We start from the raw sequence: 11,699 nt of genomic DNA on the forward strand, positions 1-11,699 counted from the left end.
GCCGGGTCACCGGGTGTCCGGTGACCCGGCCGACGTCCGTCTCCGGCCCCGCGGGCAGCTGCGGCACTCCCCTCCGGTGTCGGGGCTGCGCGGGGCGGGGCGGTTCAGGGGGTGGGCGGGAGGGCCTTGGCGAGGGTCTTGGCGTAGGTGACGGCGGCGGCGCCCGTGGTGGTCTGGGAGCTGTCGTAGGTGGCCGCCAGGAAGGAGCCGGTGCGGGTGGCGACCATGGTGGTGCCGCCCGTGAAGGAGGGGGAGGTGAGGGTGGCCTGGAGGGCCTCGTCGCCCAGGCCCGGGAGGGGCTTGACGGTGATGGTGGCCGTGTAGTGCTGGCCGTTCTGGGTGACGGTGAAGGTGTGGCAGCCGGTGAGCGCCTTGGTGAGCGCGGCCATGGCGGCCTTGGCGTCGTCGCCGCGGAAGGCGTCGAGCTCCTGGGCGATCATGTTCTGCGAGGCGTCCTGGTAGTCGTTCTGCGCGAACGCCGCGGGGCTGACGCCGGAGGCGGTGATCCAGGCGGAGGTGTTCAGCAGGTCGCAGGACTGCGGGGACGGGACGGCCGAGGGGGCCTCGGACGGGTTGTAGCCGTCGCCGGTGCTGCGGGCGCCGTCGGGGTCGAGCTTGAAGCCGGCCGGGAGCGCGGTGGCGGGCAGCAGCAGCGAGTTGAGCTTGGTGCCGGTGGGCAGGGCGGGCGCGGACGGCGCGGCCGAGGGGCTCGGCGCCGTGGTGGCGGCGGCGGAGCCCGGGGTGGAGACCGGAGCGGCGGCGGCCGGGGCGGCGGCGGTGCCGGACGAGCAGGCGGTGAGACCGAGGAGCGCGGTGGCACCGCAGGCGAGCAGGGCGGTCCGGCGGAGCGGCTGGGGCATGACGGTGCGTGCGCCTTTCGAAACGGGGAACGGGTGAGCGGCGCGATAATCAGACCATGGCGTGTGAACCGCGTCAACACGTGATCATGGCGTGAGGTGGGTTGTAAGATCGGACAGGGAGTCGTTGTCAGCGTGGAGGGGTCCGCACCAGTGCCGGAGCAGGAGAACAGGACGGAGGTCACGGCCGCCGGGATCGCCCGGCTGGCCGGGGTCGGCCGTGCGGCTGTGAGCAACTGGCGGCGGCGGCACGCCGACTTCCCCAAGCCGGTGGGCGGCACCGACACGAGTCCGGCCTTCGATCTGGCCGAGGTCGAGCAGTGGCTGCGCGGGCAGGGGAAGTTGGGCCAGGTGCCGCTGCGCGAGCGGGTCTGGCAGCAGGTGGAGGGGGACCGGGACGGCGCGGCCGCCGCGCTGCGGGCGGTCGGCACGGTGCTGCTGCGGGGTGGCGACGGGGGGCCCGACCGGCAGGAGTTGGCGGCCGGCGCGCGGGAGTTGGCGGCGGAGCTGGGGGTCCGGCAGGCGTTCGAGTTCCTGATGGGGCGTCACCTTGAGGCGGGATCACGCCAGTACACCCTCACGCCGGCTCCGCTCGCCGAGCTGATGGCCGAACTCGGCGGACCGGCCGAGCTGGTGCTGGACCCGGCCTGCGGGTTCGGCGCCCTGCTCGGCGCGGCCGGACCGGCCGCCGTGGCCGGCCAGGAGTTGGATCCGGACCTGGCGGCGCTGACCGCACTGCGGCTCGCGCTGCACGGCGACGGGCCGGTGGACATCCGGGCGGGCGACAGCCTGCGGGCCGACGCGCACCCGCAGCTGCGCGCGGATGTCGTGCTCTGCCACCCCCCGTTCAACGAACGCTCCTGGGGCAACGAGGAGTTGGCCTACGACACCCGGTGGGAGTACGGGCTGCCGCCGCGCACCGAGTCCGAACTGGCCTGGGTGCAGCACACGTTGGCGCACCTCAAGGAGAACGGCTGTGCGGTGCTGCTGATGCCGCCCGCCGCCGCCTCGCGCCGGTCCGGCCGGCGGATCCGGGCCGACCTGTTGCGCCGCGGCGCGCTGCGGGCGGTGGTCGCGCTGCCGGCCGGCAGCGCCCCGCCGTACGGGATCCCGCTCCACCTGTGGGTGCTGCGCCGGCCGGCCGCCACTGCCGCGCAGCCGCAGCCGCAGCGGCTGTTGGTGGTGGACGTCGCGGACCGCGAGCAGATCGGCTGGCAGGAGCTGCGCAGCACGGTGCTGGCGGACTGGCAGGCCTTCGACCGGGACGGCGAGTCCCCCGACCGGCCGGGCGTCAGCAGCACCGTCCCGCTGGTGGACCTGCTGGACGACGACGTGGACGTCACTCCGGCCCGCCACCTGCCGCCGCGCCCGGCCGCCGACGGGGCCGGCCTGGCCGAGGTCCGCGAGCAGCTGACCGGCGCGCTGCGCCGCACGGTGGAACTGGCCCCGCTGACCGGGGCGGCGGGCGGTCCGGCTCGCTGGCCGATGACCAGTGTGGGCGAACTGGCCCGGGCCGGTGCCCTGGTGATGCGCACCGGCGGGAGCGGCGCGGGCCCGGCGGGCGGTCCGCCGGTGCTGACCGAGCACGACCTGGTGGCCGGCACCGCCCCCTCCGGCGTGTTGCCCGAGGGCGAGGACGAGGAGCCGGTGCTGCTGCGGACCGGGGACGTGGTGCTCCCGGTGCTCGGCCGGGGCACCGTGACCAGGGTGGTCGACGCGGCCACGGCCGGCGCCGCGCTGGGCCGCAACGTGTACCTGCTGCGCCCGGACCCGGCCACGCTGGACCCGTGGTTCCTGGCCGGCTTCCTGCGCGGCAGCGCCAACAGCCGGCAGGCCAGCAGCTTCACCACCACCGCGACCCGGATCGACGTGCGCCGGCTGCAGGTGCCGCGACTGCCGCTGGCCGAGCAGCACCGGTACGGCGAGCGGTTCCGCGCCGTGGCCGCGTTCGAGGAGGCGTCACGGCTGGCGGCCCGGCTGGGCGAGCTGCTGGTGCAGGGGCTGTACGACGGGTTGACCGACGGGACGGTCGGACCGGGCTGAGGGCATGACCGCCGCGCCCGGTCCGGGATCGGCCGGGACCGGGTCGGGCCGATGGTCGGAAGAGCCGTCGGTAGGCTGAACCGCGCATTCCGTCGACAGGAGCAGGCCCATGGATCCGACCGCGCCGCCGCAGCGGTCCGGCGTCAGCATGTGGCGGGTGCTGCTGCGGATCGTGCTGACCCTGGTGCCGCTGCTGAGCCTGGGGATGCTGGCCTGGGTGGCGTTGCTGTGGCTCGCGGTCGAACGACGCCGACTGCGGGACTGGCTGCTGTTCGCCGCCGCCGGTGCGGCGGGCGTGGGCGGGATGGCGCTGGTCGGACCGGACGGCGGTACGCGCACCACGGAGGGGATGGTGCTGCTGCTCGGGACGGCGCTGGCCGTGCCGGCGTACTACCTGGCGGTCGAGGTGGGCCCGCGACCGGCGGCGACCCCGGCGCACCCGTACTCCGACCGGTACCCCCAGCCGTACCAGCACCAGCACCAGCACCAGCACCACCAGCAGCCACACCCGTATGCGTACGCCCCACCGCCGGTGCCCGGCTACCCGCCGCCCGCTCCGCAGCCCGCTCCGTTCCCGTCGACCCGGCCCCCGGCCCCGACCCGGCCCCCGACTCCGCCCGACCGGATCGGCCAGGTCCGGGCCGGCCTGGACGAGCTGACCGCCTACCTGGAGCAGGAGGACCGCCGGTGACCGGCCGACTGGTCGCCGGCCGCTACGAGTTGGCCACCCTGATCGGCCGCGGCGGGATGGGCCAGGTCTGGACGGCGCACGACCGGAACCTGGACCGCCAGGTGGCCGTCAAGCTGCTGCGCCCGGACCGGGCCGCCGAGGCGGCCGAGTTCCACGAGGTCCGCCGCCGGTTCGTCCGCGAGTGCCGGGTCACCGCCCAGGTCGACCACCCGGGCCTGGTGACCGTGCACGACGCCGGGAGCGACGGCGAGGACCTGTACCTGGTCATGCAGTACGTCCGGGGCGCCGACCTGGCCGACCACCTGGCCGAGCACGACCCCTACCCGTGGCCGTGGGCGGTCGCCGTGGCCGCCCAGCTCTGCCCGGTGCTGGCCGCCGTGCACGCGATGCCCGCGGTGCACCGGGACCTGAAGCCGCGCAACCTCATGGTCCGTCCGGACGGCACCCTGGTGGTGCTCGACCTCGGGGTGGCCGCCGTGCTGGACGCGGACACCACCCGGCTCACCCTGACCGGCTCGCCGATCGGCAGCCCCGCCTACATGGCGCCGGAGCAGGCGGTCGGCGGCGAGGTCGGGCCGGGCGCCGACCTGTACGCGCTCGGCGTGATCCTGCACGAACTGCTCAGCGGCAACGTGCCGTTCCCGGCCGCGACACCGCTGGGGATGCTGCACCGGCACGTGTACGAGCCCCCGGTGCCGCTGCGTCAGGTGCGCCCCGAGGTGCCCGAGCCGCTGGAGCAGTTGGTGCTGCGGCTGCTCGCCAAGGACCCCGGGGACCGCCCGGCCGACGCGGCCGAGGTGCACCGGGCGCTGGTGCCGCTGCTGCCCGCACCGGACGGGAAGCGAGCGGAGGGCCCGGGGGCGCCGATGGACCCGACCCGCCCGTTCCGCCGCCCGTACGCGCCGTGGCAGCTGGAGCGTCCCCGGCCGGCGGTCCGGCAGGGCACGGCGGACCGGGCCGAGGTGGCGGCGGCGGACCGGGCCGAGGTCGCCGCGGCGGTCCGGGAGGCCAAGGAGCTGCTGGACCAGGGGCGGATCACCCAGGCGGTGCCGGTGCTGGGCCGCGGGCTGGCCGTGGCCGCCGAGCTGCACGGCAGCGGTGCGCCCGTGGTGCACATGCTGCGCAAGCAGTACGCGGCGACCCTGCTGGAGGACCGTCAGTTCGGCGCCGCGCTGGCGCAGCTGCGGCTGCTGATCGAGCAGGCCGCCCCGGGGGACCCGCAGCTGCCGCGCTGGCGCGGCGAGGCGGGGCTCTGCCTGGAGGAGCTCGGCGAGCGGGCGCAGGCACTGGCCGAGTACCAGTACCTGCTGGCCCAGCTCGCCGACCGGGACCAGGGGTTCGCGCTGGAGGTCCGCGGCCGGGTGGCCGGGCTGCTGCACGCGACCGGCGACCCGGCGGGTGCCCGGGCGATGCGGCACCGGGTGCTGGCCGACACCGAGCGGCTCTACGGTCCGCACCACCCGGTGACCGCGCAGGCCCGGCAGGCCCTCTGACGAGGCCGGACCGCCGAGCCGCTACTCCGTCCGCAGCGCCGCCGCCGTCGGTGTCCGCGCCGTCCACAGCGCCGGCGGCAGCGCCGCCAGCGTGGCCAGCACCAGCGGGACCACCAGCAGCGGCAGCACCAGCGCGGGGTGGTAGACCGTCAGGTCGACCGACGGCATCCGGGTCCCGGCCGCCCGCCCCATCGCCGGCAGGATCGCGTGGTGCAGCGCGATGCCCAGCGGCGTGCCCAGGACCGCCGCGAGCGCCCCGATCCCGGTGACCGAGGTCAGCACCATCACCACCGTCTGCCGCGGCGACATCCCCAGCGCCTTGTGGACGCCCAGGTCGTGCACCCGTTCCCGGGTGTCCAGCAGCACCGTGTTCAGCACCCCGAGGGAGGCGACCGCGACCAGCAGGCCGGTCAGCATCGCGGCCAGCGCGTCCATCGACAGGACGGTCGGGTTGAACGGCGGGTGGATCGAGTTGGGGCCGAAGCCGTACGGCGCGAGGGCGGCGTCCAGCGACCGCATCGTCTGGTCCAGGTCGTGGCCGGGCTTGGCGTCGACCTCGTAGTCGAGGCTCATCGGGTCGACCGGCAGGCCCAGCCGGGCCAGTGAGGCGGTGGGGGTGCGGACCAGCATGCCGGACTCGGCCACGTCGAAGGACTCGCCGACGATCGTCACCGGTGCGGTGCGCCCGTTGCCGGTCAGCGTGAGGGTGTCGCCGATCCGGGTGCCGGTGGCCTGCAGGAAGGCGGACGGCACCACGGCCTCGCCCGGCCGCTCGAACCAGCGCCCCGCGACCATCTGGTAGGCCGCCCAGGAGGCGTCGCCGTCGTAGCCGACCACGGTGGTGGGCCCGGCCAGCGCCGCGACCGACACGGTGGTGCGGCTGATCGCCACGAACCGGCCGGTGTCCGGGTCGGCGGCGATCCGCGCCGCCACCTGCGGCAGGTCGGCGGCGGTCGGCAGGCGGCCGCCCGGCGTCGGCAGCACCTGGATCTGGGCCGGGCGCTCCCGCTCCATCCCGCTGGTGATGCCGTTCAGCGAGACCGCCAGGCCCACCCCGAAGGTGACCCCGACGGCGCCGAGCAGCACCGCCGCGACCATCACCGCCGAGCGGCCCGGCTTGGCGAACGGGGTGGCCAGGCCCAGGCTGACCGGTCGTGGCAGCGGCAGCCGGCCGAGCAGCCGGCGCACGGTCCGCCCGCGCCCGCTGCCGGGCGTGCGCGCGGTGCCGAGCGCCGCCACGGTGCTCAGCCGGCCGGCCCGCAGCGCCGGGACCAGCGCGCTGCCGGCCACCGCGACCAGCGCGCCGAGCCCGACCACCAGGTCCAGCCAGGGCGCCACCGGCTGCGGCCCGGCGTCGAAGGCCTCGCCGGCCTTGGCCAGCACCGGCAGCGCGGCCAGGTTGCCCAGCAGCAGGCCGAGCAGCACGCCGGTGCCGCCGGGGAGCAGTGCCTGGCCGACGTAGCCGCGCACCACCTGGGCGGGGGTGAAACCGACCGCCTTCAGGATGCCGATCCGCCGGGTGGCCGCCCCGATCGTGCCGCTGACCACGATGCCGATGATCAGCACCGACATCACCAGCCCGATCAGCGCGAACGCGACCACGAACGGGACGAAGGTGGCGGTGCTCTTGTCGGTGGCCAGTTCGATCTTGAGGTAGGAGGCGGCGCCGGTGATCGCGCCGGGCGGCACGGCGGCGGCCAGCTCGGTGCGGTCGGCGGTGAGTTCGGCGTCGGTGCCGGCCCGGGCGAACCGGTACAGCAGCTGCCGCCCGGTCGCGGTGCCGGCCGGGGCCAGGGCGGCGAGCTGCCCGGTCGTCACCCAGGCGTCCGCGCTCTGCCCGGCCGAGCGGGCCAGGCCCACCACGGTGAGCGCGGGCCGACCGGGCAGCTCCAAGGTGTCGCCGACCTGCAGCGGCGAGTCGTGGGCGCTGAGCACCACTTGCCCGGGGCCGGTCAGCCAGTGACCCGCCGTCAGGTCCAGCCGGTCCACCGCGCCGCCGGACTCGTCCCGGCCGACCAGCAGCAGGGGCGCCAGCGCGGCGCCGACCGGCAGCTGCTCCTGGTTGGTGCCGATCGCGGGCTGCAACTGGACGGTCGGGAACGGCCCGGCCGTGGCGGTGACCCCGGGCAGCCGCTCGGTGGCCGCGAGCTGGTCGTCCGTCACCTCGGCCGGGTCGAAGGCGACGGTCAGGTGGGCGCCGTGCTGGCGGGCGAAGCCCTGCTCGAACGGCGCGTGCGCGCCCACCAGCAGGCCGGCGCCGAGCAGGGCGGCGGTCACCGACATCATCGTGGTCAGCAGCATCACCAGGCCCTGGAGCCGGCGCCGGCCGACCCCCGCCCGGACCACCGGGCCGAGCGCCGTCATGCCGCGACCGCCACGTCGCGCAGCAGCCGCCCGTCGGCCAGCTCGACCAGCCGGCCCGCGCAGGACTCGGCCAGCGCGGTGTCGTGGGTGACCAGCAGGATCGTCTGGCCCGCCGCGTTCAGCTCGGTGAGCAGCCGGCGGACGTCGGCGGCCGAGGCGCTGTCCAGCGCACCGGTCGGCTCGTCGGCCAGCAGCAGGGGCGGACGGTTCATCAGCGCCCGTGCCACCGCGACCCGTTGCCGCTCGCCGCCGGACAGCCGTCCGGGGAAGGCGCTCCGGTGGCCGGCGACGCCGAGCCGGTCGAGCAGTTCGGCGGCCCTGGTCCGGGCGGCGCCCGCCGGCATGCCGGCGAGTTGGGCGGGCAGCAGCACGTTGTCCAGCACGGTCAGGTCGTCCAGCAGGTGGAAGAACTGGAACACCATGCCGATCCGCTCGCGGCGGTAGCGCGCCGCGCCGGCCTCGGTCAGCCGGTCCACCCGCTGCCCGGCCACGGTGACCGTGCCCTCGCTCGGCCGGTCCAGGCCGGCGATCAGGTTGAGCAGGGTGGACTTGCCGCTGCCGGAGCGGCCGAGCACGGCCACCGCCTCGCCCTCCGCGACCTGCAGGGTCAGCTCGGCCAGGGCCGGGCGGTCGGTGTCGTACGTCTTCGTCACATCGCGGATCTCGATGATCGGCGCGGTCATCCGGGGCCTCCGTGGAACCGGTTCGTGGAGCGGAACGGAACGGCCCTCACGCTAGGAAGCGGGCGGGGGCCGGTGACATACGGCTGGGCGGTGTCCGGGGGTGTACCCAGGTACACCCCCGGATCGGGGGGCCAGCGACCCTGCGGGCCGGCGGCCGCACCCGGCAGACTGCTGCCGGACGGACCGGCCGGCGAGCGGACCGGTGGGCGAACGGGAGGACCGGCAGTGCGCGGGAGCGGGGCGGTGGGCTGGATCGGCCGGGGCGTGGTGGCCGGCGCCAGGGGAGTGGTGCTCGGCGCGGTCGGCCTGGTCGCCGGGGTGCCGCTGTTCGCGGCGGCCATGGTGCTGAGCATGCTGGTGCACGACGGTACGTCCGGGAGCACCACGCACGGCCCTTACCACACCTGGGCGTTGGTGCTGGCGGCGGTGGTGGCCGGCACCGGTCTGGGGTGGCTGCGGCGGCTGACCGACGGGACCAGGTGGCTGCTCAACCGCTGGTGCGGGACGCAGATCCGCTCGCCGTACCGGCCGCTGCCCGTGGCGCACGGGACCGGGCAGCGGATGCGGCGGCTGGGGCTGCTGCTGGCCGATCCGGCGACCTGGCGGGACCTGCTGTGGACCGGGATCAACGCCTGCGGCGGGATCCTGCTGGTCCTGGGCCCGGTGCTCGTGGTGTTCTACGGGCTGGGCGTGCTGGCGGGGCTGCGCGGCGGTTCGCGGCCGGACGGGGTGCCGGGCCTGCCGCCGATGCCCGAGGTGGCGCCGATCGCGCCCGGTCCGGCACCCCGGTTCGGCCTCGCCGACCTGCTCTCGCACCCCCTGCGGCACGGTGCCCTGGCCGTCTGGGTGGCCGTTCCGCTGGCCCTGGTGCTGGTCGCGGTGGCGCTGCAGGCGGCCCCGCGGCTGCTGGCCGGCTACGGCCTGCTCGCCGCCGCGCTGCTCGGGCCCACCCGCGGGGCCCAACTCGCCCGGCGGGTCGAGCACCTGGCGATCACCCGGTCGGACACCATCGACTCGGGCGCGGCCGAACTGCGCCGGATCGAGCGGGACCTGCACGACGGGGCCCAGGCCAGGCTGGTGGCGATGGGCATGACGCTGAGCGCGGCGGAGCAGCTCTTCGAGTCCAGCCCGGAGGCGGCCCGGGCGCTGCTGGCGGAGGCCAAGCAGTCCTCGGCCCGGGCGCTGGCCGAACTGCGCGACCTGGTGCGCGGCATCCACCCGCCGGTGCTGGCCGACCGCGGCCTGTCCGACGCGGTGCACGCGCTGGCACTGGACCTGCCGCTGCGGGTGCACTTCAGCGGTGAACTGCCGGGCCGGGCGCCCGCACCGGTGGAGTCGGCCGGCTACTTCGCGGTGAGCGAGCTGCTGGCCAACGTCTCCAAGCACGCCGCGGCCCACCAGGTGTGGATCGAGGTCGGCCATACTGGGGGCGCGCTGAGGATCGTGGTCACCGACGACGGACGCGGCGGTGCCGATCCCGCCCGCGGTACCGGACTGCGGGGGTTGGAACGGCGGTTGGCCGCGTTCGACGGCGTGCTCGCCGTCAGCAGTCCGCTCGGCGGCCCGACCATCGCGACCCTGGAGATCCCGTGCGCGTTGTCATCGCCGAAGACCTCGTCCTGCTGAGGGACGGCCTGACCTGGCTGCTCCAGGCGCACGGCATGACGGTGGTGCGGGGCGTGGAGACGGGTGAGGAACTGCTGGCCGCGGCGGCCGAGGAGCGGCCGGACGTGCTGATCGTGGACGTGCGGCTGCCGCCCACCTTCACCGACGAGGGGTTGCGGGCCGCGCTGGCGGCCCGGCGGGCCGTCCCCGGACTGCCGGTGCTGGTGCTGTCCCAGTACGTGGAGCAGCTCTACGCACGGGAGTTGCTGGCGGGCGGCAGCGGCGGCATCGGCTACCTGCTGAAGGACCGGGTGCTGGACAGCGCCGAGTTCGTCGAGGCGGTGCGCCGGGTGGCGGGCGGCGGCACGGTGATGGACCCGGAGGTGATCGCCCGGCTGCTCACCCACAACGCGGGCAACGGCGCGGTGGCCTCGCTCAGTCCGCGTGAGCGCGAGGTGCTGTCGCTGATGGCGGAGGGCCGCTCCAACGCGGCGGTGGCGCAGCAGATGGTGATCACCGAGCGCGCGGTGGCCAAGCACACCGCCTCGATCTTCACCCGGCTCGGCCTGCAGCCCTCGGACGACGACAACCGCCGGGTGCTGGCGGTGCTCGCCTACCTCAACCGGTAGGGCCGGGCCGGCCGGCCCCGGCCGGTCAGCTGGGGCCGTCGGGCCGTCCGAAGAAGCCGGTCAGCAGCTCCGGCAGCAACTGGGCCGCGTATGCGGCGGTGGCCCGGAAGTGCTCGGTGTCGCCCTCGTAGAGCGCGGCGGTCGGGCGGTGGCCGCCCGGCTCGGCCGTGAAGGCGACCTCGAACACCGCCGAGCCGGTCCAACTGCGGTGCAGGTGGAGGCGGCGGTCCACCAGGTGGGCCAGCCACTTCTCCTCCATCGCGTGCGCGCGCACGCCGTGCCGCATCCGCTGCCACTGGCCCGGGGTGACCAGCAGGTCCGGCACCGGCAGCGGCAGTGGTCGCCGCAGCGGCTGCAGCGCCGCGCCGAAGTCCGCCGGGGTGAGGTCGTGCCCGAGCTCCTCGGTGGCCGCCCACTGCGGCAGCGGTTCCACGGCGCCCAGCCAGTCGGCGGGCAGGGCCGCGGCCCCGACGTGCGCGGCCACGATGCCGCCGACGATGGCGCAGGTGGTGTCCACGTCGCCGCCCGCCGAGGCGGTGGCCCACATCGCCTCCCGGTAGTCGGTCAGGTACCGGGCCGCGCACCACAGGGTGAACGGGACGGTGTCCACCGCGCTCACCTGCCGGCCGTTGCCCAACCGGTGCGCGGCGTACCCGGGATCGGGCTGGGCCAGCAGCCCGCGCGCCTCGGCGACGCCGTCCCGCACCCGGCCCGGCGGGGTCAGCTCCAGCACCGCGGTGAGCAGCTCGACCGGGGCGAGCCGGTCGGTCCGGGCCCGCACCGCCCAGGCGGCGGCCACGGCCACGGCGACCGCGCCGGCCACCGCCTCCGGGTGGGTGTGGGTGGTCTCGGCCGAGCGGGCGGCCTGCCAGGCGGCCTCGGCCGGGTCGACGGCGAACCAGGCGCCCAGCGGCGCCACCCGCATCGCCGCGCCGTTGCCGAAGGAGCCCTGGCCGTCGAACTGGTCCCGGGCCAACTGGCGCCAGCTGCCCTGCCGTTCGCGCAGCAGGCGGAGCATCCGGTTGGTCGCGGCGCCGTAGCCGCGGTCGAAGTCGTGGTGCCGGGCGAAGGAGTCGGCCAGCTCCCACTGGTCCACCGTGCCCCGGTCGCGCAGCACGGCGAAGACCGAGCAGGCCATCTCGGTGTCGTCGGTCCACGGCCAGACGGGCGGGGCCGGGCGCCGCTCGCGCAGCAGCGGGGCGTTGTCGGGGACGAAGAACTGGGCGCCGAAGGCGTCGCCGAGGGCGAGGCCGGTCAGGGCGTCGTGCGCGGCGCGGCGGTGGTCGGGGGTCGGGTTCTCGGGTGTGGTCGGGGTGGTCATATGCGCACCATCC

Annotated in this window: 8 protein-coding genes and 1 pseudogene; 5 read left to right on the forward strand and 4 right to left on the reverse strand. The window is 76.1% G+C overall.

Annotated features, from left to right (window positions below; genetic code table 11):
- Window positions 1-104: 104 nt before the first annotated feature.
- Entirely contained in the window at window positions 105-860 is a 756-nt protein-coding gene (locus ACFW1A_RS04070) for a hypothetical protein (RefSeq protein ID WP_380403737.1), read from the reverse strand.
- A 150-nt stretch (window positions 861-1,010) separates the two neighbouring features.
- Between ACFW1A_RS04070 and ACFW1A_RS04075 the strand changes: the two genes are divergently transcribed.
- The 3 genes from ACFW1A_RS04075 (at window position 1,011) to ACFW1A_RS04085 (ending at window position 5,084) form a co-directional block, all read left to right on the forward strand.
- Window positions 1,011-2,900, forward strand: coding sequence for an N-6 DNA methylase (locus ACFW1A_RS04075; protein ID WP_380403743.1), 1,890 nt, complete (start codon window positions 1,011-1,013; stop codon window positions 2,898-2,900).
- 109 nt (window positions 2,901-3,009) lie between these two features.
- Window positions 3,010-3,591 carry a hypothetical protein gene (locus tag ACFW1A_RS04080; protein ID WP_380403746.1) on the forward strand — a complete coding sequence of 194 codons (582 nt, stop codon included), beginning with the start codon at window positions 3,010-3,012 and terminating at the stop codon, window positions 3,589-3,591.
- Entirely contained in the window at window positions 3,588-5,084 is a 1,497-nt protein-coding gene (locus ACFW1A_RS04085) for a protein kinase (RefSeq protein ID WP_380403749.1), read from the forward strand. Before ACFW1A_RS04080 ends, ACFW1A_RS04085 begins: the two co-directional genes overlap by 4 nt.
- A 21-nt stretch (window positions 5,085-5,105) precedes the next feature.
- Here the strand turns inward: ACFW1A_RS04085 and ACFW1A_RS04090 are convergent, their stop codons facing one another.
- Window positions 5,106-7,448 (reverse strand): FtsX-like permease family protein, encoded by a 2,343-nt coding sequence (locus ACFW1A_RS04090; RefSeq protein WP_380403751.1) that lies wholly within the window; start codon window positions 7,446-7,448, stop codon window positions 5,106-5,108.
- Complete coding sequence (locus ACFW1A_RS04095; RefSeq protein WP_380403756.1) at window positions 7,445-8,131, reverse strand: ABC transporter ATP-binding protein; 687 nt, start codon at window positions 8,129-8,131, stop codon at window positions 7,445-7,447. The genes ACFW1A_RS04090 and ACFW1A_RS04095 overlap by 4 nt, the downstream gene beginning before the upstream one ends.
- Before the next feature lie 225 nt (window positions 8,132-8,356).
- Between ACFW1A_RS04095 and ACFW1A_RS04100 the strand changes: the two genes are divergently transcribed.
- On the forward strand, window positions 8,357-9,757 hold the full coding sequence (locus ACFW1A_RS04100; RefSeq protein ID WP_380403761.1) for a histidine kinase: 1,401 nt from the start codon (window positions 8,357-8,359) through the stop codon (window positions 9,755-9,757).
- Window positions 9,721-10,365, forward strand: a complete 645-nt coding sequence (locus ACFW1A_RS04105; RefSeq protein WP_380403764.1) for a response regulator — start codon at window positions 9,721-9,723, stop codon at window positions 10,363-10,365. Before ACFW1A_RS04100 ends, ACFW1A_RS04105 begins: the two co-directional genes overlap by 37 nt.
- 412 nt (window positions 10,366-10,777) lie before the next feature.
- Here the strand turns inward: ACFW1A_RS04105 and ACFW1A_RS04110 are convergent.
- Window positions 10,778-11,686, reverse strand: a pseudogene (locus ACFW1A_RS04110) (ADP-ribosylglycohydrolase family protein); the annotation flags it as partial.
- Window positions 11,687-11,699 lie beyond the last annotated feature (13 nt).

Origin of the sequence: Kitasatospora sp. NPDC058965 (assembly GCF_042741245.1) — a bacterium.
Taxonomy (GTDB): Bacteria; Actinomycetota; Actinomycetes; order Streptomycetales; family Streptomycetaceae; genus Kitasatospora.

Bases quoted from the DNA above. Each gene is read 5' to 3' on its own strand.
- ACFW1A_RS04070 (WP_380403737.1), bottom strand. From the start codon at position 860: ATGCCCCAGCCGCTCCGCCGGACCGCCCTGCTCGCCTGCGGTGCCACC.
- ACFW1A_RS04080 (WP_380403746.1), top strand. From the start codon at position 3,010: ATGGATCCGACCGCGCCGCCGCAGCGGTCCGGCGTCAGCATGTGGCGG.
- ACFW1A_RS04095 (WP_380403756.1), bottom strand. From the start codon at position 8,131: ATGACCGCGCCGATCATCGAGATCCGCGATGTGACGAAGACGTACGAC.
- ACFW1A_RS04090 (WP_380403751.1), bottom strand. From the start codon at position 7,448: ATGACGGCGCTCGGCCCGGTGGTCCGGGCGGGGGTCGGCCGGCGCCGG.